General features: G+C 32.0%; 14 protein-coding genes and 3 tRNA genes. 7 read left to right on the top strand and 10 right to left on the bottom strand.

Going from position 1 to position 22,707, the window contains the following annotated elements:
* Positions 1-17: 17 nt before the first annotated feature.
* On the bottom strand, positions 18-1,028 hold the full coding sequence (locus tag AB3G33_RS09125; RefSeq protein ID WP_367768491.1) for a hypothetical protein: 1,011 nt from the start codon (positions 1,026-1,028) through the stop codon (positions 18-20).
* A gap of 101 nt (positions 1,029-1,129) precedes the next feature.
* Here AB3G33_RS09125 and proS point away from each other — a divergent pair, with 101 nt between their 5' ends.
* From proS to rpsT, 5 genes are all read left to right on the top strand, one after another.
* A complete protein-coding gene (gene proS, locus AB3G33_RS09130; protein WP_367768494.1) occupies positions 1,130-2,608 on the top strand; it encodes a proline--tRNA ligase in 1,479 nt (492 codons plus the stop codon).
* 77 nt (positions 2,609-2,685) lie between these two features.
* Positions 2,686-2,757: transfer RNA gene (locus AB3G33_RS09135), tRNA-Glu, on the top strand.
* A 47-nt stretch (positions 2,758-2,804) separates the two neighbouring features.
* Positions 2,805-2,876: transfer RNA gene (locus AB3G33_RS09140), tRNA-Glu, on the top strand.
* A gap of 39 nt (positions 2,877-2,915) precedes the next feature.
* Positions 2,916-2,987, top strand: a tRNA-Glu gene (locus AB3G33_RS09145).
* A 35-nt stretch (positions 2,988-3,022) separates the two neighbouring features.
* Positions 3,023-3,274 (top strand): 30S ribosomal protein S20, encoded by a 252-nt coding sequence (rpsT, locus tag AB3G33_RS09150; RefSeq protein ID WP_072941373.1) that lies wholly within the window; start codon positions 3,023-3,025, stop codon positions 3,272-3,274.
* A gap of 98 nt (positions 3,275-3,372) precedes the next feature.
* Here rpsT and AB3G33_RS09155 read toward each other — a convergent pair whose 3' ends face one another.
* Both AB3G33_RS09155 and AB3G33_RS09160 read right to left on the bottom strand, forming a co-directional pair.
* On the bottom strand, positions 3,373-3,783 hold the full coding sequence (locus AB3G33_RS09155) for a response regulator (RefSeq protein WP_367768496.1): 411 nt from the start codon (positions 3,781-3,783) through the stop codon (positions 3,373-3,375).
* A 3-nt stretch (positions 3,784-3,786) separates the two neighbouring features.
* Positions 3,787-5,499 (bottom strand): PAS domain-containing protein, encoded by a 1,713-nt coding sequence (locus AB3G33_RS09160; RefSeq protein ID WP_367768497.1) that lies wholly within the window; start codon positions 5,497-5,499, stop codon positions 3,787-3,789.
* A gap of 171 nt (positions 5,500-5,670) precedes the next feature.
* Between AB3G33_RS09160 and typA the strand changes: the two genes are divergently transcribed.
* Positions 5,671-7,467, top strand: a complete 1,797-nt coding sequence (typA, locus tag AB3G33_RS09165) for a translational GTPase TypA (protein WP_367752001.1) — start codon at positions 5,671-5,673, stop codon at positions 7,465-7,467.
* Between the two features lie 93 nt (positions 7,468-7,560).
* Here typA and AB3G33_RS09170 read toward each other — a convergent pair whose 3' ends face one another.
* From AB3G33_RS09170 to AB3G33_RS09200, 7 genes are all read right to left on the bottom strand, one after another.
* Positions 7,561-10,347 (bottom strand): T9SS type B sorting domain-containing protein, encoded by a 2,787-nt coding sequence (locus AB3G33_RS09170; RefSeq protein ID WP_367768499.1) that lies wholly within the window; start codon positions 10,345-10,347, stop codon positions 7,561-7,563.
* Between the two features lie 95 nt (positions 10,348-10,442).
* Positions 10,443-14,927: a T9SS type B sorting domain-containing protein gene (locus AB3G33_RS09175; RefSeq protein ID WP_367768502.1), complete on the bottom strand. Its 4,485-nt coding sequence runs from the start codon at positions 14,925-14,927 to the stop codon at positions 10,443-10,445.
* Between the two features lie 23 nt (positions 14,928-14,950).
* The gene (locus AB3G33_RS09180) at positions 14,951-17,284 is read right to left on the bottom strand and encodes a choice-of-anchor L domain-containing protein (RefSeq protein WP_367768504.1); all 2,334 of its coding nucleotides are present in this window, start codon (positions 17,282-17,284) and stop codon (positions 14,951-14,953) included.
* A gap of 15 nt (positions 17,285-17,299) precedes the next feature.
* Positions 17,300-18,136, bottom strand: coding sequence for an ABC transporter permease (locus tag AB3G33_RS09185; RefSeq protein WP_367752008.1), 837 nt, complete (start codon positions 18,134-18,136; stop codon positions 17,300-17,302).
* A gap of 5 nt (positions 18,137-18,141) precedes the next feature.
* A complete protein-coding gene (locus AB3G33_RS09190) occupies positions 18,142-19,056 on the bottom strand; it encodes an ABC transporter ATP-binding protein (RefSeq protein ID WP_367768506.1) in 915 nt (304 codons plus the stop codon).
* Positions 19,057-19,128: 72 nt separating this feature from the next.
* Positions 19,129-19,518: a response regulator gene (locus AB3G33_RS09195; RefSeq protein ID WP_367768508.1), complete on the bottom strand. Its 390-nt coding sequence runs from the start codon at positions 19,516-19,518 to the stop codon at positions 19,129-19,131.
* Positions 19,508-21,337, bottom strand: a complete 1,830-nt coding sequence (locus AB3G33_RS09200) for a PAS domain S-box protein (RefSeq protein WP_367768510.1) — start codon at positions 21,335-21,337, stop codon at positions 19,508-19,510. The genes AB3G33_RS09195 and AB3G33_RS09200 overlap by 11 nt, the downstream gene beginning before the upstream one ends.
* A gap of 299 nt (positions 21,338-21,636) precedes the next feature.
* On the opposite strand from AB3G33_RS09200, the gene AB3G33_RS09205 reads away from it, so the two are divergent.
* Positions 21,637-22,701, top strand: coding sequence for a hypothetical protein (locus tag AB3G33_RS09205; protein WP_367752016.1), 1,065 nt, complete (start codon positions 21,637-21,639; stop codon positions 22,699-22,701).
* Positions 22,702-22,707: the final 6 nt, after the last annotated feature.

Consider the following 22,707-nt stretch of genomic DNA (forward strand, 5'->3'; position numbering starts at 1 on the left):
ATAAATATGAATTGTTATTATCTTCTTCCTCCACCAGATGATGATCTTCCTCCACCAGATGAAGATCCGCCTCCGCCAGATGAGGATCTTCCACTATTGCTATTGTTTCCACCGCTATTGTAAGAACTGTTAGATCTTGATGGAGAATAGCTGTCATTTCTTGAGCTATTTGAATTTGTTTGTCTACTAGTATTTGTATTGACTCTTCGAGTTGGAGTGTTGTAAGATTGGTTTTGTGATTCACTTCTTCTAGTAAAAGTTGGACTTGTTCTTGAGGTATTAAAATTTGTATTGTTTCTTCTATAGTCTACTGTATTGCTACTTCTATTAGTGCTTGTTCTGTTTGGAGAATAGTTTCTTGAGCTATAGTTTCGGTTTGTATTTGCTGTATTAGAATAGTAAGAAGAAGAACCTCTTCTACTTGGATTGTATGAATAATTGCGATTGTTATAATAATTGTATCCATAATTAGAATAACCATAATATGGATAGCCATAGCCATAATAAGGATAACCCCATCCAAAGTTAGAATACCCATACCCGTAATAAGGGTAACCCCATCCGTAATTAGAATATGCCCAACTGTTATAAGGATAACCCCAACCGTAATTAGCGTAGCCTAATCCATATGATGAATAGCCCATTCCGTAACCAAAGCCGATTCCCCAATTGTTTGGTTGTATTGTAATATCTGTTCTTGAATAATTATTTCCCCAGTCAGCATAATTGGAGTTTGATTGTTGTAAACTATCATTTACAGCATCGTAATCACTGTATTCATCAATATTCGTAAAAATCTCAGTTGATTGATTCTCATCTTGGAGAGAACTGAAATAGTCTTTGTAGTGATTGTTTTCATTACTTTGTGGAGCTCTCTCAGTTCTGCTAGAAGTGCTTCCGCCGTAAATTCCATCACGTTCATAATAGGAGCTATTTTGATAGGATCCACATGAAGTGAATAAGAGACTCAAAAATACAATAATAGAATAAATTGGCGTATTTTGGGATGAAAAAATATTAGTTTTCATATCTGTATGGTTTTTTATTGTTGCACATTACAAAAATAGTTAGTTTTGTGGAACTATTTAGTTAAATAAAACAAAACAAAATTTGTGCCAAACTATTCAATATGAGTAAGAACCTTACTACAAGATCAGAAGATTATTCAAAATGGTATAACGAGCTGGTTGTAAAAGCGGATTTAGCCGAAAATTCAGGAGTTAGAGGCTGTATGGTTATCAAACCTTACGGTTATGCCATTTGGGAAAAAATGCAAGCAGAACTAGACAGAATGTTTAAAGAAACAGGGCATCAAAACGCCTATTTTCCTTTATTTGTTCCAAAGAGCATGTTTGAAGCCGAAGAAAAAAACGCAGAAGGATTTGCTAAAGAATGCGCTATTGTAACGCATTACAGACTGAAAAATGATCCAGATAAACCTGGGAAATTGATGGTTGACCCTAATGCTAAATTAGAAGAAGAACTTATTGTTCGACCAACAAGTGAAGCGATTATTTGGTCAACTTATAAAGGATGGGTTCAGTCTTATCGTGATTTGCCTTTATTGATTAATCAATGGGCTAATGTAGTTCGATGGGAAATGAGAACGCGTTTATTCTTGAGAACAGCTGAGTTTTTATGGCAAGAAGGGCACACAGCTCATGCAACAAGAAATGAAGCTATTGAAGAATCGGAAAAAATGATGAACGTTTATGCTGAATTTGCCGAAAATTTCATGGCTATTCCTGTTGTAAAAGGAATAAAAACAGAAACAGAACGGTTTGCTGGTGCTGAGGAAACGTATTGTATCGAAGCATTGATGCAAGACGGAAAAGCATTGCAAGCAGGAACGTCTCACTTTCTTGGTCAGAATTTTGCGAAAGCTTTTGATGTAAAATTTGCTAATGCCGAAGGAAAGCAAGAATTTGTGTGGGGAACTTCATGGGGAGTTTCAACTCGATTGATGGGTGCTTTAGTAATGACGCATTCAGATGATAAAGGATTGGTTTTACCTCCTAATTTGGCTCCTATTCAAGTGGTTATTGTGCCTATTTATAAAACGGACGAACAACTTGATGAAATTACAGTTGAAGTAAATGTATTGATAGATGCATTGAAAAAAAGGAATGTTTCAGTGAAATATGATAACAGAACTACTCAAAAACCAGGATTTAAATTTGCTGAATGGGAATTAAAAGGGGTTCCAGTGCGAATTGCTGTTGGTCCCAAAGATTTAGAAAACGGAACTTTTGAAGTAGCAAGAAGAGATACTTTAACAAAAGAAGTGCAACCTAAAGATGGAATTGCGACTTATATCAGTGATTTATTAGCTACAATTCAAGAAGATTTATTTAATAAGGCATTAAATTATCGTAACACTCATATCACTGAAGTAAATAGTTTTGATGAGTTTAAGGAAGTTTTGGATACTAAAGGAGGCTTTGTATCAGCTCATTGGGACGGAACGGCTGCTACTGAAGAGAAGATAAAAGATTTGACCAAAGCTACTATAAGATGTGTGCCTTTGGATGCGATAGAAGAGTCGGGAAACTGCGTGTTTACTGGGAATCCTTCTGGTAAAAGAGTTCTTTTTGCAAAGGCATATTAATTTTTTTAAATTTTTTCAAGTCTGCTATTGCACTTCTCAAAAATAGTTGTATTTTTGCATCCGCATTAGAGAAGCAGGGCCCGTTCGTCTATCGGTTAGGACGCATGGTTTTCATCCATGTAAGAGCGGTTCGATTCCGCTACGGGCTACTATTTTTTTTGCAGGTTAAAGTAATCCCAAACTTAGAGGGAAAAATGGCCCGTTCGTCTATCGGTTAGGACGCATGGTTTTCATCCATGTAAGAGCGGTTCGATTCCGCTACGGGCTACAATTTCAATTTAGATTGATAAAAACTTAGGAGGATAATGGTCCGTTCGTCTAGGGGTTAGGACGCCAAGATTTCGTCTTGGTAACAGGGGTTCGATTCCCTTACGGACTACAAAAAAGAATAGTAAAAGATAAAAACATAATAAAATGGCAAATCATAAGTCAGCTCTAAAGAGAATCAGAAGTAACGAAAAGAGAAGAGTATTAAATAGATACCAACACAAAACTACTCGTAATGCTATCAAAGCGTTAAGAATAGCTACTGATAAAGTAGATGCTACTTCTAAATTGTCAAATGTAATATCTATGATTGACAAATTAGCTAAAAAGAATATCATTCATGATAACAAAGCTTCTAATTTAAAATCTAAATTAACGAAATTTGTTGCTAAATTGTAATACATTCAATTTATCGATTATATAAAAAAAGCTCCTTTTTAAGGAGCTTTTTTTATATGCTTTATTTTTTAATAATGACTTATTTATGTTGTTGAATATTAGATTTTGTTTGAGAGGTAATCAAGCATTGATAAGGTGATGGGTTTAGATAGGAAGTCTATAACCATTGGATAAGTGCTTGCTTTTTGCAGGTCTTCTGGGTCTATTGTTGAGGAAAGAACGACTACTTTAATAGTGTTGAAATTAGAATAATCTGAACTACTAAAACAGTCTAGAAACTCCCATCCTCCCATTACAGGCATGTTTAAGTCTAGAAAAATTAATTGTGGGAGTGGTGTAGATTTGTTATTAACTTCAAAGTCGTTTTTTATTGCATCAAAATAGGAGAGTGCTTCTTCTCCATTTTGGGCTGTAATTATCTTATTTGAAAATGTTGTTTTTCCGATTACTTTTTTGCATAACATAAGTGTTATGGGGTCATCATCAACACATAAAATTAGATCTAGCATTGGTTATTTGTTTTTGAATATTAATGTAAAAGTAGTCCCTTTATTTACCGTACTTTCAATTTGAATCGTTCCTCCCATCGCTTCTACTTGTGATTTTACAAGATAGAGTCCAAGTCCTTTGCTGTCTGGGTAATTATGAAACCTTTGGTAAAGACCAAAGACTTTATCTCGATTTCTTTCTAAATCAATTCCAATTCCATTGTCTTTGAATAGTAATGTTATGGTATCGTTAACTTGGTTTGCAGTTATTGTGATTTTTAATTTTTGATTTTCAGACTTGTATTTTATAGAATTAGTCAAAAGATTGAGTAATATGCTTTCAATATAAGACTTGTTTATATTTAATACAGAAACTTTTTCGAAATCAATTTTTAAGATAGGCTTATGAGTGTCTATTTGAAAGGTAAGTTGGCTAAAAACATTTTCAAAAACTTCTTTTAATGAGACTTCTTCTTTTTGAATTGAAGGGTTGTCTTTTATTATCATGATTTTGGTCAAATCATTGACAGTCTCGTTAAGTAAGTGGGTAGATTTATTAAAGCCATATAAGATTTCTTTTAATTCAGGGTCTTTAATAGTTATATCTTCGATTAGGTTTAAAAGGCCTGTTAAATTAGATATTGGAGCTCTTAAATTATGAGAAGTAATATAAGAGAATTGCTTGAGATCTTTATTTGTTTGAGTTAATTCAAGTATAAGTTGTTCTTTTTCTTTTTCTTGTTTTTTCTCATCAGAAATATCTCGTTGCATGGAGACCCAGTGAGATAATTCATTATCTGAATTATAAATTGGAATAATAGAAAAGCGTAGCCAAAATTCTTGGTTGTTTTTTTTGTAGCATATCATTTCTATTACACATTCTTCTCTGTTTCTTATAGAAGAGATTATTTTTTTTATTTCTTTTTTATCAGAATTTGGCCCTTTTAATAAATCGGGTGATTCTCCTATAACCTCATTAGAAGAATATCCGGTCATAATTGAAAATGCAGGGTTCACATAAATAATCTTTGGTAGTTTTCTTTTATTAAAGTCAGCTTCAGTAATAATTATAGAGTCTTTAGTTTGCACGATTACTGTTTCTAATAATCTAAGTCTAAGTTCTTCTTCTTTTTGTTTCGTTATATCTTGAATAGCTCCAATCATTCTGACAGCTTTGCCACTTTCGTCTTTTAAAAGGAAGCCTCTGTCAAGTACATATTTATAAGAGTTGTCGGCGCATTTGAAACGATATTCATCTTGCCATTTTTCTGTTTTTTGCTCAATAAACGAGTATAGTTTAACAGACATTCTTATACTGTCTTCTGGGTGGATTTTGTCAAACCACCATGTTGAACTTTCGCCTACTTGGTCCTCATTATATCCAAAAATACCTTTTATTCCTTTGCTCCAAAGCAGTTTGTCATCTTGTATTTTCCAGTCCCAAATAGTGTCGCTTGTTGCTTTTGCTACAATGTCATATTTTTCATTTGACTCTTTAATTTCGTCATTTGTGTTCTTGAGTTTCTCAAAGACGGCTTTATTTCGATTGTCATTTTTGGATAAAATATACCTGTAAATTAGCCCTGTAAATAGTACTAAGAATAGGTCTTTTGTGAAGTTGAAAATTTCGTAATTTTCTACTTTTGAATAGATTAAGGATAGTTTATGAAAAACTATAGCCGTAAACATAGCGATGAGCAGATAAATTACGGTTATTTGATTCGTTTTGTTTTTCATTACTCAAATGTAATTAATTAAAATGAAATATAAAATTTCATTTTAAAGTTATTTATTTGAAAATTTTTGACGTTAATTTTAGATTGTAATGCGTTAACAATATGTAAAGTATTAGGTATTTATTTTTTTTATCAAAAAAAAGTGTACCTTTGCACCCATTAAAAATCACAGATGGAATCTATAAGAAACATTGCAATTATTGCCCACGTCGATCACGGTAAAACAACTTTGGTTGATAAAATTATGTATCACTGTCAGTTATTTCGTGACAACGAAAACACAGGTGATCTAATCCTTGATAACAACGACTTAGAGCGCGAAAGAGGTATTACCATTACTTCCAAGAATGTTTCTGTTCAGTATAAAGGAACAAAAATTAACATTATTGATACTCCTGGTCACGCCGATTTTGGTGGTGAGGTAGAACGAGTATTAAACATGGCTGATGGAGTTTGTCTACTAGTAGATGCTTTTGAAGGACCTATGCCACAAACGCGATTTGTATTGCAAAAAGCGCTTGACCTTGGTTTGAAACCATGTGTTGTTATAAATAAAGTTGATAAGGAAAACTGTACTCCTGAAGAAGTTCATGAGAAAGTTTTTGACTTAATGTTTGAATTAGGAGCTACTGAAGAGCAGTTGGATTTTCCAACAGTTTATGGTTCTGCTAAGAATAACTGGATGTCTGACCATTGGGAAAACGTAACTGATAATGTTGAAGCATTATTAGATATGGTTATTGAAAATGTACCAGCACCTAAAGTTTCTGAAGGAACTCCACAGATGTTAATTACATCTTTAGACTTTTCTGCTTTTACGGGTCGTATCGCTATTGGACGTCTTGAAAGAGGTGTCTTAAAAGAAGGAATGCCAATTTCTTTAGTAAAAAGAGATGGTACTGTTTCTAAATCAAGAATTAAAGAATTACATACTTTTGAAGGACTTGGTCGTAAAAAAGTAACAGAAGTAATTGCTGGAGATATTTGCGCTATTATTGGTGTTGAAGGTTTTGAAATTGGGGATACTATTGCTGATTTTGAAAACCCTGAAGCATTAGCGTCTATTGCTATTGACGAGCCTACAATGAGTATGTTGTTTACAATTAATGACTCACCTTTCTTTGGTAAAGAGGGTAAATTTGTAACTTCACGTCATATTAGAGACCGTTTGACAAAAGAATTAGAAAAAAACTTAGCAATGAAATTGGGTGAAACTGATTCAGCTGATAAGTTCATGGTTTTTGGTCGTGGTGTACTTCATTTATCTGTTCTTATTGAAACAATGAGAAGAGAAGGGTATGAGTTGCAAATCGGTCAGCCACAAGTTATCATCAAAGAAATTGATGGTAAAAAATGTGAGCCTATCGAGGAGTTAACTATCGACTTACCAGAATCACTTTCAGGTAGAGCAGTTGAATTTGTTACTATGCGTAAAGGTGAGATGCTTTCTATGGAAACTAAAGGGGAGCGTATGATTGTGAAATTTAATATTCCATCACGTGGAATTATTGGATTACGTAATCAATTACTTACTGCTACAGCTGGTGAGGCTATTATGGCACACCGATTCATAGGATATGAACCTTACAAAGGTGAAATTGCTGGACGTAACAAAGGTTCGTTAATTTCTATGGAAAAAGGAAAAGCTATTCCTTATTCTATCGATAAGTTACAAGATCGTGGTAAGTTTTTTGTTGAACCAAATGCTGAAATCTACGAAGGTCAAGTAATTGGAGAAAACTCTCGTGGTGATGATATGTGTGTAAACGTAACTAAAGAGAAAAAACAATCTAACGTACGTTCTTCTGGGAATGATGAAAAAGCGAGAATTATCCCGCCAATCATTTTCTCTCTTGAAGAAGCATTAGAATACATTCAAAAAGATGAATATGTAGAGTGTACTCCAAAATCTATTCGTTTAAGAAAAATTTATTTGACAGAAACTGATAGAAAAAGATTTAAAATCTAATTTTATTATTATAGAAAATGAAAGCCATTCGTAAGAATGGCTTTTTTTATGTCTTTACTTTTAGAATTTCAGTCTTTAATGGTTTGTGTTTAGTTACCTTTTTAAACTAAAATGGCCTTTCGCTTTTCTACCATCTTCGAGTTCAATAGTAAACCAATAATCATCTGAAGGAAGTGGGCCTCCGTTGTAATTTCCATCCCAACCAGGGCTTGAGGGATTTAATTGCTTTAACAGCTTTCCATATCTGTCAAATATAAATATTTTTGCATTTTTATAAACACTCCCATTTAGTCCTTTTAAATTCCAGTTGTCATTTGCCCCATCTCCATTAGGTGTAAAGAAAGGTGCAGCTTCTAATACGGCAAAATTTCTTTTTACAAGGCCACATCCATTTATGTTTTCAATTATCAATTCATGAAATCCACCAGGTATATTTTTAAAATTTGGATTATCCTGAAATACTGTAGATAATCCATTTTCAAAATGAATCATATATCTATAGTCTTCTGGATTTGTAAGTTCAACTGTAACTTGATTAATTGGAGCTAAATCTTGTACATCGATATTTTGTATTTTTGCTAAATATGACATTATTACACTGCAGGTCCTAGTTTCACTGCAACCAGATTTATTCTTTACAATAACTTTATAATCTCCTTCTTTAGTTACTGTAATCGAAGGAGTCGTTTCTCCTGTTGACCATAAAAAAGTATAATCACTTGATAAAGCTTGTGGACCTAACCCTGAATTGATTGTAATAGTTGGGTTTTCGCTTTCACAAAGAATGCTTTTTTCAAAAGTGTTTATTTTTGGTGTTGGCTCTACAATTAAATCAAATTGTCCCGTTCCATAACATCCTTCTTTGTTCTCAGCTCTAATAAATATAGTTTTTGAATTTGAAGAATATTCTTTTTCAAGTTCATTGGTGCTTAATGACGCATCTTGTTCAGTAGGGTAAAAAAACAAAAGAATATCTGGCGTTAACCCCAGCTCGTTCCTAATTGCGTCTTTTTTTTCTTCTAAATTAAATACGCCTATTCCATCTCCCTTGTCACATTCATGCAAAGGTTCTGGAAGTATAGAATTGTTTTTATTTGCATGTAAAATTACTGTGCCAATTCTGTAACAAGATGAATTAGGTTGTGTTACTTTAAGGTATATATATTCGTCAGGAATAGTGTTTCTGTAGATAGGGTTGATAGAATTTAGATTGTCGACATCATTTTCTGCATCATTGATAGTGTGATAATAAAATACATCATATTCTTTATTTCCGAAGGTGATTTTATCATTTGCAGCTTCCAAATTAAAAGTAGCAAGACCATCTAAAGGATTTGAATCTTGTGTATCACATTGAACAAGTGTATAGGGATCCGTTGAAATAATGGGACTTTCATATATTGTAATGGTCTTTTCAATAGGCTCTCTATTTTCTCCATTTATAGTTTTTATTAATGTTACTTTATAATCACCGGGGTTTTTGTAAATATGATAAGCATCAATAGCATTTGATGTTGTACCATCCCCAAAATCCCATTGCACGGAGTCAATTTTTTCAATAGTGTTTAAAAAGAAATGAGTTGAATCTCCTAAGCAGTTAAATTCATATTCAAAAGTATATAGAAATAAGGAAGTAATAAATGGGGGTAATCCTAACTGTGATATTCCTCCATTTAAGCTAATAGCATTTTGTAGAAAATTACAACTTGTTCCATTTAATTCTGGATTGTTTATTACGGACATTTTATCAATATATCCTCCGCCATTGGGGTAACCAACACGGTATATTTTTTCATCAATGGCTAATTGTAGCGCACCCGCTACATAATTCGAATTATTAACAATTGTATTTGTAGATGGAATGTTTGGATTTTTTAAATCAAATTGAATTAAATTACTTCCCAAAGACATTCTTCCAGTTTGATCAAATAAGTTTACGGTAACATATAGTTTTTTTGATTTTGCCGAGAATTCAACTCCATAAGGATTGGCATTATTTAATAATGTAATACCATTACTAATTTTACCTGTTCCTGCATCAAAGTCGTATAATAAAACATTTCCTGTATTTCTTCTTACCTCTCCTTTTGGACCCAAGTCATTGGTAAGTCTTATCGCCGTATTTGCCATGGCAATTTTTTTTCCATTAGGAGAAATTTTTAAGTAACCAATAGCATTAGAGATATAGCCACTAGTGGGAACATCTAGAGGAGTAGTTGTTTGAATGGGTTTTTGATTTAGCCCTTGAGTACTAATTTTAAAGGAGTAGAAAGTGTTTTTAAAATGTGTGACTACCCATATTGAAATACCATCTAAATGTTGAACTGCAGTAATTTTTTCAGAACATTTAAATTTTACATCTTCTGCATCATTTGGATTGTAGGTAATAAGATGTATGTTTTTTTCAGTACTTATGATGTCACCCAGTCCATTATTTAATCTTAAATCTACTACTGAATAGTTTAAACCATCATTTGGAGGATCTTCATCATTTGTTAAATCATCATCCACATTATCGGGATTAGGTTGGTCTACTGTGAAAATATAATAGATATTAGGATTTTTTGGTTTGGGAACAATTATTGCCGATTGAGTACTTGATTTATGACCAAGAAGTCCATAACCATTTGGCATTACTTGATGTGTTTTGTCGTATACAATTGAGCCGTCAGTATAAAATAATATGTTTCCATTTTTATCTGATATACTAGCGCAGCCTTCATTTGTGACCAATTTTCCATTATTTAATGCAACTGGACTTCCTGAGTTAAAGTCTAATCCAGCATTACCTCCAAAGTACCATATTGCAGCTTCTTTTTGTGCAAATAAAGGAGTTATTAATAATGAAAAAACCAAAACAAAAAAAATATTTATTTTCATGACCTATCTGAATATATCAAATGTACTAATTTTCAGAATTATAACAGAATTATAACAAAACAATTAAAATTTAATATTTAAAATAATTGAGCTTCTTATCTTTTGATACTAAAATGTCCTTTTACCTCTCTACTGTCTTCTAGTTTTATTGTATACCAGTAATCATCGGCAGGTAATGGTAGTCCATTAAAAGTTCCATCCCAACCTATACTATTGGGATTTAATTGTTTGAGAAGTTTTCCATAACGATCAAAGATGTAAATTATTGATTTTGAATTGAGATTAGTATTTACGCCTTTTAAATTCCAATAGTCGTTAAATCCATCGCCATTAGGTGTGAAAAATTTGGGAACCCCTATAACAGCAATCGTTTTTTGGATGATGCCACATCCATTGGTGTCATTTATAAATACTTCGTGAATCCCTGCTGAAACATTGTCAAAGAAATTAGAGGACTGGAAGGGGCCAGAAATGGCATCTAAACTATATTCATAATTCCCTTGTCCAGTAGCGTTCACTGTAATAGTATTGTTTTCAACTAAGTCTAAAACTAATATTGTTTCAATATGTGCTACATCAGAAGCAGTTACATTAATGGTCCTAATTCTGCTACAACCTGAGGCATTAGTAACCGTAACTGAATAATTTCCTGTTGCATTCACATCTAATGTATATGCCGTATTTTCTGCTAGAACTTGATTGTCCTTCGACCAAACATAAGTGTAGTTTTCTGTTGGCGAACTATCATGAACTCCAGCATTTAATTTTACAAAAAAGGAAGCGAGATTCGAACACACTAATGCATCATCGGTATGATCCTCATTTGTATTTATATTAGGTTTTGCATTTACTTTAAGTTTTATATGTGGTCCAAGCCCATAACAAGAGTTGTCTAATGTACTTTCTACTCGGACCCAAATTTCTTGGAAGTAAGGTGAATTTGTATTTCTGTAAGTAGTTGTGTTCGTTATTTCATTTAATTCAGATAAAGCATCCAATTCATTGTTGTAATATTTTATAGCATATAATGTACTTGGGGAAGGTAGAATTGCTTTAATATCTAAAGTGGTGGAACTAAAATCAAATGTACTTACCCCATCCATATCATCATGAGTGGAATCTATATAGTCGTCACAAGTTTCATAGGTGCGACTAAAAGTTGTTGGAATTTGTGTTGATGACACAACTAAATTTAACTGAGATATACTAAAACATCCATTTGCATTTTCTACTCGGGTCCAAATAGTATTTGTTTTACTTTTGTAATTAATAGGATTAACAATTTGAACGAATTGATTTTTTGCTTTTGCTCCATCAAAAGTGGTATAATAAGTGAAAATTTCTTTGGATGAATTAGTAGAAATGGAACTATTTTGTTCAGTAATATTAAAAGTTGAAAAACCATCTAAATCATCATCACATTGTATTAATTCAATAGGTGTTACCACTATTGGTAGGGGGTAAACAGTAAGAATTGCTGCGTTAGAAATAAGTCCACAGGAATTTCCAACTTTACTTAAAAGTACTCTATAGTGATAACCATTCATATTATTAGTTACGCTTTTTATTATTATTTGATCTGTAGTTACTCCTGAATAAGTTGGACCATTAACAATATCATTCCAAGCAGTTCCATCTATTGATACCTGCCATTGATAGGCAGTTACGGCATTAGTTTGGATAGTAAATGAAGTTGCTTGTAATTCGCATTCTGATTGACTTTTGGGTTGTTCAGTGATACTAATAGGTGCTGCTACGAGGTAATTACTGTTAGGGAGCATATAACCATTAATTCGGCTAGTAACGATTCCAAAAGCATTAATTGTAACTGGATTATTTCCTAAAACGCCGTCATTATTGTTATCTGTAAAACCTGCTTCAGTAACATCAAAACAAGAATCATTATCACTGTCTAAATCTATATAATTAAAGCTACCGTCATTATCCGTATCTTCAATAGGTTTTTTTAAAATGCCACTGTCGGGAGTTGTTTCAAGATTGTCATAAAGGCCATTATTTCCAAAAGAGGAAGGCGGTCCATCGATTATTCCATCATTATTCGTGTCCGGAGCGCTACTTCCAGATTCAACCAAATCATAAATTCCATCATTATCACTATCTAAGTCGATGATATCGTATTTTTTTATAATAGAATCAAAGAGATCATTATCAGTGTTGATTTTGTTTATTCCTGGTTCAAAGGCATTATCTAATCCATTATTGTTGTCATCAATTCCGGAATAAATTTTAAATCCTTTTCCTTGTGCTTCAATAGTATCAGGAATTCCATCATTGTCACTATCTAAATCTAATAAATCTGGAATTCCATCTGAATCCGTATCATAGGTTTCAGTATGAGTAATCATAAATGTCGCTTTATTTATGTTGGTTTCGGATAAATTATTATGAATTAAAGTAATTGAATTTGTAAGGTAGGTCGAAAATGTAAAGCTGCCAGTTCCAGGAAGCAATGGAGTAGTGCTCTTTAATCTAAATCTTATTTCAAATGAGGAAAATGTAGTAATGCCACTTTCGTAAATGCCGTCGAAGTTAGTGTCTACTAATAATTGATTTTGAGGATCACTCAAAGTAATAGTCTTGTCCGAAGGCACGCGTAATATAAAATCACCCTCAGAATTTAAATACTCAGAAATAGCTGTCGCTTGCGACGGACTATCTTGTGTAATATAATTTATTGAAAGGCTTTGAGGCGTCGTTAAATTAATGGTATAAGATGTGTTATTTGCTTTTCCAGCAGGAACTTCTGATACAAAACCATAAATAGGTTTGCCTATTATTGTACCATTGCCACTGATTACAGCATTAAAATCGGTGCTAGTAGTTGGATTAGATTGGTTAATAAGAGAGACGTAAGCTTCATCACTATTCAATATCCCGTCGTTATCAAGATCAATATCAATGTTGTTATTTACCGTGTCATTATCAGTATCTAACGGACAGTCGCTAACTGGAATTTTATCTGATTCTAAAGTTGTGCCACAAGAAGCAATAGTTGCTTTAACATGGTAATATCCAGGTTCTTTTGGAAATAATACGTTTGTAGTTGCACTAGGAATTGCTACATTGTTATAATACCATTGGAAAGTATCAAAACCTGTAATTTCGCTTACGAAAAGACGTGTATTTGAGACACAACCAGTCTGGGCAATATTTATTTTGTCAAAAGTTATTTGTGGTTTAAAAGTAAATCCAGAATAAAAACCGCCATAAGTCGCCGCTCCATCTGAACCGTAGGAAGCAAGATATAATTGTCCCGAAGAATAAGCAGATACGTTACCAGAAAGTCCCGTTATCGTATAGGTTTCATAATTTGAATTTCCTGTGACTAATTTTGGTCCATCCACTGTAGCAGGTAAATCAGATAGCGAGAACGGTGTTCCATTGATTGCAAATGTTAGTGTTGCATTTTTCTCGGTAACGATTGTTACACGACCCGTAAATGTTCTGGAACCTATCTGGTTTAGATTAGGAATATTGTCAATTAACTTTGGAGTTTCACAACTTAATGGAGGGACGAAAAATAATTCTTGATTGGCTTGGTCGCTTCTAGAATTATCGCCAACACTTTGATAGATAAAAGTGTTTTTTGAAGTTCTAATATACAAATTACCAGCTACACTATAATTTGATCCATTCAAAGCAATGTATTCGCCAGCATTTAAAACTTTCGATGGACTTAAATTATCATTTAAATATATTTCGGTATTGTCTTCATTTGCGACAATAAGAACTCTTTCGACTAAATTTTGTCCTGTACTCTTTATTAATATATAATCCTTACCAGTTCTTTCCGCAGAAACAATCTGATCAAAACCTAAGTCGACATTTTGGAGTATATCACCATTTGTTCCAGCGTAAGATCCACAATTTACTGCAATAGGTTTATCTGAACTCACTAGTGAACCTATTAAGCCATCTCTGTTGGCATTGTTAGGTCCTTTAACAGCCAAAACATAACTTTCGCCACTATTTAGTGTAATATTTGCGGGAGTTGCTCCACCACCATTATTTATTAAAGAAACGCCTGTTTTAATTCCGCTAAATTTTATTAGTGTATTGTTCTCTGTAGCTAAGATTGATATGAAAGTAAGATGATTTACACTTAGACTACTAATATCTGTGTTTGTAAACGCACCAATCCGAAACTGAGTTCCTAAAGCGGCTAATCCTTTGGAAACTAATGCTCCTGCCTGATTACCATTTCCGGCTATTACCCTAACGGTTACATATACAACGTCCTCGGCTTCTATAACATATCCTTTGTTGTTTAAAACAGTACTTATTAAACTTTCTTTTACGTGAAGTTGAGTGTCATTTCCATAACCAACATTAAAAATATAGGGGCTACTTTGTGATACAATTCCTGTTACTATTGTTCCTCCTAGTTGAATTATTTTGAAATTTATGGGTGTAGTACTTGGAGTTGAGATATAAATATATTGCTCTTCGGCAGCAACATTACTTGAACCACTTAAAGGTGGTATGTAGTGGGTTTTGCTAAATTGTGCAAAACAGTTTATGGATAAGAATAAAAAGAAAAGAGCAGTTATCTTTTTCATTTGCTAAAAATATAAAAAAGATATTATCTTTTTAACGAAAAATGCCCTTTAATCATTTTCCCATCGGCAAAGGTTAATTGAAACCAATAATCGTCTGCAGGTAATTCGTACCCATTGAAAGTACCATTCCATCCTGTACTTTTTGACCCCAACTCTTTTAATAATTTACCATAACGATCAAATATTGTCAAAGTAGATTTTGATAATAAATCAAGATTTTTAATGTTCCATAAATCATTAAATCCATCCCCATTAGGAGTGAAATAACGAGGATAATCTAAAACATATAGGAGAAATGGATTTGATAAACCACATCCGTTTTTGTCACGTGCATAGGCTAAATAATTACCAGAAGCTATTCCATTAAAAATGGGGTTATCTTGAAAATAAGACCCATCTAATGAAAACTCATAATTTCCTGTACCAGTATATTCCAGTTCAACTGAATTTTCATTCCCTGCAAAATCATTTATTGTTGCTCCAGTTATTGTTGCTATACCAGAGGCTGTGATGTGGAAGTTCTTTGTTGCCTCACAACCATTTGTATCAGTAACGACTACTGAATAATCTCCTGCCGTATTGACCAAAATAGAATTTGAAGTTGCGCCTGTATTCCATAAATAACTGGAATATATGTTGTTTACAGCTATAGTAAGAGCACTTCCTTCGCATAAAGGAATGTTTTCATCTTCAAAGTTTGGAGGATTAAATGTATTTATAAAAAGTGTAATTTGAGTAATCGCATAACAATCAGATCCGTTAAGTACTCTTACAAATAGAGTTTGTTGGTAGGGAATCGTATTTTTGAATAAGAAAGGTAATTCGTTTTTTTCAAGATATGCATCTGTTGGGTTTGAATAAAAAGTAACAAAAATATTATTTCCTATACCTGAAAATTGACCAGAAGTCGCTACAGCCATTAAATCAAATTGATGTATTCCATCACTGACTACATCATCATCACAAACTGTTACTGGATCTAGTGGAGCTATAGTTTTATTCGAAATGGATAGTGTCAATTCTGCGGAGTTAGAACAGCCATAATTGTCCGAAACTTTGGCAATTACAATTTGATTATTTGCTTTGTTCGTATAATTAGTTGGATTTATAATTTGATTTTGATTGTTTTGAGCATCAAAACTATTTTCGTAAAAAAACATTTGTTTTAGATTACTATTATTGTTTTTTATGATTGCTTCAGCTTTTGTTAAATTAAAAATGGCTATTCCATCTCCATTTTCATCACATTGAAATAAAGAGGTATTTTTTAATACAATTTCGGGTGTGTATTCAACTTTTAGTTCACTTGTAGCTATACATATTGTAGGACTTAAAATGACTTCGACTTTGTAGGTTCCTGCATCTTTAACGGTATAAGAAGGGCTAATTTCTCCTATTAATAAGACATTGTTTTTATACCATTTATATATATAACTGGCAGGAAGTTTAGTGTCAATTACATAATTTTCACCAAAACAAATTCCATTATTAGTTGCTAATAACCGATCGGCTCCTAATTCTACTTTGGTTGTAAAACTTCCTGCTTGTAGAAAAACTGCCGAATCATAATACTCAAATTCATCATCAGCAAGTACTAATTTAATATGATATGAATTTCCCGCAACAACATTAGTTTGTGCATTTAATACAACCGTTTGTCCACTATAATTAATAGGGCTTGTATTTGCTGGGCTTGTATTTATTTGTCCAAAATAAGATTCGTTTTTTGCTGCACAGCCTGATGTACTTCCAGTAGTATTAGTAAAACTGATAGTAGGATGAACATTTTCAGAGGAAACAGGAGTAATGTTATCGGGTAAAACAGCTAAATTTTTATAAACACCTGTTGGTCCATTTTCTTTAATTAAAAAAGCAAAACCATCTGAAAACCGACAAGGGAAATCATCTTGATATTCATTTGAAGCAAAAATATAATTGAAATTAACAAAATTGGTTAAGGGCGTAAAATCAAATTCTAATACTGTTGCATTTATGGACTTAATTCCTAAGGCTTGATCTAAATCGGTATCTCCTTTCCAAGACGAACTTCCGCCACCTTGATTTCGTATAAAGGGACCAACTGAATTAGTGCTACTCCAAGTACTTAATAATACTCCTTCGGTAAAAGGAAAGTTACTTGTTCCTGAATTAAAATAACTATAACTATTTTTTATTCCAGAAAAAGTATCCCCAGTTACACTAGGATTAGAGGTGTTAGCGCAAGGACTTTTATTTGTTAATAAATCAACCAAGTTTTGTGCTGTGTAGCTATCATTTACAGTAATATATTGAGCCTTTCCTATTGTAGTGCAAAAGGAAAAAAGGATACAAAGTGAAATTGTTTTTAAACATCTCATAGCCTTGTAAAGGTACTACAAATCTCTGTTTTTTAATAATCTATAAGATAATAACATAAAAAGTAATGACCAAGTTAGTACAATTAGTATAGCGCTAAAGTGTACACTATAATCTATTGTGCTATTAACTCCAATTTGCGTCCCAATATTTTTTATGACCGATAGCCTTCTAAAGGGCATAACAATTAAATTAGACATAGATTCTAAAGGGAAAAATTGTGTTATAGAATCGGCGGTATCACTATCTGGAAATATTTTAAAAGTTAAAATTCCTTTCGTAATCCATTCCCCTATTGTCCAAACTAAAAGAAAACCTAATGCAAAAGCGGAGCGTTTAACGAGTATCCCCAAAAACAAACAAAAGGAGAAAAACCCAACTAATTTCACGAAAAATGCCACTAGATATTCTAAATCACTAAATACGATACTTATTTCTGTATAAGATGAAAAGCTGTACCCTAATAATAAACTCATCAAGAAAACAAAAACAGTTGAAACCAATGCAAATAGAAGTACAGTCAAGAATTTAGAAATGATTAATTCTTTTTTACTCATTCCGTCAATCAAGTTTTGTTTTAACGTACCATAGCTGTATTCATTTGCCATCATTGAAACAATAACAATAGCTAAAAAGAATTTTAACCAAGCAGCTATATAGGTATTGAAATGCCATATAATTGGAAAGTTAAAAATCCCCATTTCGGCAAGATCTAACTTAAAAAATCCAATATCAAATTTTATTGATGCTATTAATGCAATAAAGGAAAGAAGAATGAAATAAGTAAGTGTAAGTATTCTACTGGCTTTATTCATCCAGATTTTTTGTAATTCTATAGATAGTAATCGTTTCATAGCGGCTAGTTTAATGTTGTTGGTGTAACTGTACTGGTCAATTCTAAAAACTGTTCTTCAAGGCTATTTTTACGTTTTACCAAATGACTTAAACATATGTTTTTTTCAAAAAGGAATTTGTTTAATTCAGCCGCTTCTAATGCATTTTTTAAATAAACAAAAACTTTTCCCTCTTCTGTTTTTACACTTTCTACAGCTGGATGTGTTTTTAAAACGGAAATTAAATTAGTGTTGTCATCAGCTTGTAGCTCAAAGAATCCTTCATTTGCAGTCATGCCATCAACAGAACCAGAATATAAAACAGTTCCTTTTCTTAAAACCAATACATGGGTGCATACTTTTTCGACTTCATCGAGTAAATGAGAAGCAAGTAATATGGTTGTTCCTTGTGCAGCGATTTGCTTGATAATATCTCTAATTTGGTGAATTCCTTGTGGATCTAATCCATTGGTAGGTTCATCAAGAATAAGGATTTCTGGATCATTCAGTAGGGCAGAAGCAATGGCTAGGCGCTGTTTCATTCCTAAAGAAAAAGTACTGAACTTACTATTTTTTCTTTCATCTAAACCTACTAATTCTAGTTTTTCCTGAATTTTAGTATAGTTGATATTCTTAATTTTACAAACTAACTTTAGATTTTCTTCCGCCGTCATGTAAGGATAAAAGTTAGGTCTTTCAATAATAGCCCCTACTTTTTTCAAAGCTTCATGAGTTTCCATTTTACCATCAAACCAAAAGTATTCTCCGGATGTTTTATTTACTACATTCAAAACAATTCCCAATGTGGTTGATTTTCCACTTCCATTAGGTCCTAAAATTCCGTATACATGCCCTTTTTTTATTTCAAAAGAGACATCTTTTAGGGCTTGTAAACTGCTATAGCGTTTATTGAGATTTTTAATCGAAAGAATGGTTTCCAAAATGTTCGTTTTTTAGTTTTTAATAGGACGAACAAAGTATGAAATTGTTACTATTATATTTCAAATTATGAATTAAATTAATTTTGAGGCTTCTTCTAATTTTTTTGCGTTGATAGGTTTCATAATATAGCTTTTTACCATATCATATTTTTTTGCCATTTCAATATCTGAAGGATCAATGGAAGAGGTAACAATAAAAATTGAAATATCTTTTTTTATTGGTAAAAGGATAAATTCGTCCAAAAATTGCCAACCATCTAGTATTGGCATATTTAAATCAAGTAAGATAACATCAGGCAAATTATCAGGATCTGTAGCGTTTTTTTTTAAGTTTTCTAATGCAACTTGGGGGTTAAAAAACGGAATAATCTCTTCACAAAAATGATTTTTTGTAATTAACATACTCATTAATTTTATAGATAATTTATCATCATCAATAATATAAGTAATTTTATTTTTCATTTAAGTGAATTTTAAAAGTTGACCCAACACCTTCTTCACTTTCTACTTCAATTTTACCTTTCATCGCTTCTAATTGGTTTTTGGTAATAAAGAGTCCAATACCTCTTGCGTCATCATTGCCATGAAAAGTTTTGTACATTCCAAATAATTTATGACCGTTTTTATTTAGATTTATTCCTAATCCATTGTCTTTAAAGCTTATTATGGTATAATGTTCATTAATTTCGTAACCTATTTCTAAAGTAGCTTTTCTTTTCGTGGATTTGTATTTGATAGCATTTGTAAATAAATTAAGTAGAATGCTGTCCAGATAGGCAGGAATTACACTTACAACAAGGTTGTCAGGAATAGAATGTGTTATTTCTATGCAACTTTCAACGATTGATTGACTTAATGCCATCTTTACTTTTTCTATTTCATCTTTTAAACAAATGTGTTTTTTATCAATATTTGTGTTTTTTTGAATGGTTATGATTTCGTTTAAATACTCAATCGTTTCGGATAATTTATCAGTTCCTTCTTTAAACATTTCTATATAAGACAATTTTTCATCAGTATCATCCGCACTTTCCATAACATCTAAAATCATAGATAAATTACTGGCATGCGAGCGGATATTGTGTGAAACGATATGAGCAAAATTAAAAAGTTTGTCATTTTGATCATTGGTAACATCTAATATTCTTCGGAGTTCTAGTTCTTTTTCTTTAGCTACGGTAACGTCTCTACCTACACAAATAAATTTGGTGCAATTTCCTAGATTGTCAAAAACAGGTGTTGTACTTGACTCATACCAAAATTTTTCTTTTTGTTTGTTATAATTAAGGATTGTGGTTTTTATATTTTTTTTAAAATGAAGGGCATCATTAATGTTACTAATAGTTTGTAAATCGGTTTCCGGACCATTTAAAAAGGCACGAGGTTTTTTACCAATGATTTCATTTAGAGAAAAACCAGTCAATTTTAGAAAAGCATTGTTTGCCCATACAGTCTCACCTTCTGGATTTGCAATTATAATTGCATCAGATGTTTCGGATGCTACTAGAGATAGCATGTTAAGGTTGTCTTCTACATTTTTACGTTCACTTATATCTCTAAAAAAACAAACTAAAAAAGTACGATTGCCGACGATGAATTTTTTTCCTGATGCGACTTCAACTGGGATTATAGCACCCAAGTTTGTCTTTATAAAAGTCTCATTTACAAAGTAGTTGTCTTTATCTTTATTATTGGCTAGAAACAATCGGATTTCAATTCTTTTCTCAATTGGGAACAACTTTGAGTTGTGTATACCTAGTAATTCAGATGATTTATATCCCGTAAGCTCATAAGCTCTCGAATTACAATCCGTAATTATTCCAGTAGAATAATCAATAATAATTATGGCATCATTAGCACTGGAAAAAATAGAAGAAAATTTCTTAACGTTTAATTCAAGTTCATTAATTAAATTTTGCTCTTTTGTAATATCTTGAAAAGTACCTAATAGTCTAATTACTTTATTGTTTTTCAATTCCGTCCGACAAATACATTCAACATATTTTATGTTATTTTTTGCTGTGGTAATTTGAAATTTATCATTAAATGAGATACCATCGCTAATTGCTTTTTCTATTAAAGCTACAATTCTTTCTCTGTTTTCACCGGGGCTATAAAATTTAATTCCGTCACCATTTATCGGTTGAAAGTCTTCAGGGACTTCAAGAATACATTTTGTAATGGAATCCCAATATACAGAATTGGTCTCTAAATTCGATTCCCAGATACCAATTTTTGCAGATTCGGCTGCCTTGATATAAATATCATGCTTATTCGTCATAGTAGGTTTTAAGATAATGGTATATTATGTCTTGGGGACTTTCAAATTTAAAATAAATTATTCTCTGAATCGTTTTTTTTGTATTTAATATTTTATTTTTTGAAGTTAAAAAATGTTTATTTTCTAATTGCTTGATAATCAGAAATATTTTTTAGCTGGTTAAAATATTTTTTTTAGTAGATTAAATATTGCATGAATTAACTGATACTGATGCATTCCGCTTTTTTAAAACTAAGAAGTTTATCTTTTATTGCCAATACGGATCAAATTAATGTAAATTTGCATTAAATTTTATCCAAATGAGCGAAGGCGAAATTCTATTTAAAAAACCAACTTATCCTGTAAATAAACCGTTATTTGACTATTTAGAGCGTTTTGACCGTATTTCAAAAGTTCAAATTTGTTATGATGATTTACTGCGTTTTTCTGGTTCAATAAATGTGTATGATAAGCAGGACCAGGACACTTTATGGGCACGTGTTTTTTATAATGAATTTGAAAGAAATGAAATAGACTTGAATTTAAAAAAAATCTATTCTCTTTTGCACTCAGATGGAAACAATGATATTATAAAATTTTTAAATGTAGATGCAATTGATTTTTGCACTTTTGGAAATTCTAAACCTTTTAGGATAAAAGTCAGAAATATTTTAAATGATAATTATGTACATTTTTACATTAAAAAAGCAGATGCTTCCCGTATATATGGACTGGAATTGGAACATATATTATCACCTGATAAAATAAATTTTTTAGTATACGATGATACTTTAATTGAAGAGCATATTATTGGGATTCCAGGTGATGTATTCATTGAAACACTATTAAATGACTGTACGGAGACTGAAAAATCTCAAATTGCAAAAGAATTTGTAAAATTTAATGAACGTTGTATGATTCGCCTTTTGGGTGACATGAGAGCGTATAATTATGTAATCATCCCAATTCATGATTTTGATCAAGTTGTTTATAGAATTCGTCCTATCGATTTTGATCAACAATGTTATGAGGGTAATTTTAAAATTTATCGTCCCCAATTCTTTAAGGAAAACTATCCGATGGTAAAATTGGTTAAAGAAAAATTGCAAGAAAGTTCTATTGAGCAATATAAAAATGAAGAACGTGCAGCCTTAGCCAAAAGAATTCTTTCGGCAGAAACACGTATCAAAAGAATATTGAAAATTATGGGGAACGATATGATTGCCCCAGACGAACATGTACAACAATTAAAATTGGACCTTTATAAATACACCAACGACTTGAATTTTAAAAATGCAAAACGAATGGGTAATGTATTGAGTGCTGCATTCAAATTTGTTACAAGGAATTTTAAAAATGCCAACTTATTTAAACCTGGTTTCTAGTTTGTT

The organism is Flavobacterium sp. WC2421 (assembly GCF_040822115.1).
Taxonomy (GTDB): Bacteria; Bacteroidota; Bacteroidia; order Flavobacteriales; family Flavobacteriaceae; genus Flavobacterium.

Coding starts and splice junctions, on each gene's coding strand:
- typA (WP_367752001.1), top strand. CDS start 5,671: ATGGAATCTATAAGAAACATTGCAATTATTGCCCACGTCGATCACGGT.
- AB3G33_RS09205 (WP_367752016.1), top strand. CDS start 21,637: ATGAGCGAAGGCGAAATTCTATTTAAAAAACCAACTTATCCTGTAAAT.
- proS (WP_367768494.1), top strand. CDS start 1,130: ATGAGTAAGAACCTTACTACAAGATCAGAAGATTATTCAAAATGGTAT.
- AB3G33_RS09175 (WP_367768502.1), bottom strand. CDS start 14,927: ATGAAAAAGATAACTGCTCTTTTCTTTTTATTCTTATCCATAAACTGT.
- AB3G33_RS09125 (WP_367768491.1), bottom strand. CDS start 1,028: ATGAAAACTAATATTTTTTCATCCCAAAATACGCCAATTTATTCTATT.
- AB3G33_RS09155 (WP_367768496.1), bottom strand. CDS start 3,783: ATGCTAGATCTAATTTTATGTGTTGATGATGACCCCATAACACTTATG.
- AB3G33_RS09180 (WP_367768504.1), bottom strand. CDS start 17,284: ATGAGATGTTTAAAAACAATTTCACTTTGTATCCTTTTTTCCTTTTGC.
- rpsT (WP_072941373.1), top strand. CDS start 3,023: ATGGCAAATCATAAGTCAGCTCTAAAGAGAATCAGAAGTAACGAAAAG.
- AB3G33_RS09170 (WP_367768499.1), bottom strand. CDS start 10,347: ATGAAAATAAATATTTTTTTTGTTTTGGTTTTTTCATTATTAATAACT.
- AB3G33_RS09185 (WP_367752008.1), bottom strand. CDS start 18,136: ATGAAACGATTACTATCTATAGAATTACAAAAAATCTGGATGAATAAA.
- AB3G33_RS09195 (WP_367768508.1), bottom strand. CDS start 19,518: ATGAAAAATAAAATTACTTATATTATTGATGATGATAAATTATCTATA.
- AB3G33_RS09200 (WP_367768510.1), bottom strand. CDS start 21,337: ATGACGAATAAGCATGATATTTATATCAAGGCAGCCGAATCTGCAAAA.
- AB3G33_RS09160 (WP_367768497.1), bottom strand. CDS start 5,499: ATGAAAAACAAAACGAATCAAATAACCGTAATTTATCTGCTCATCGCT.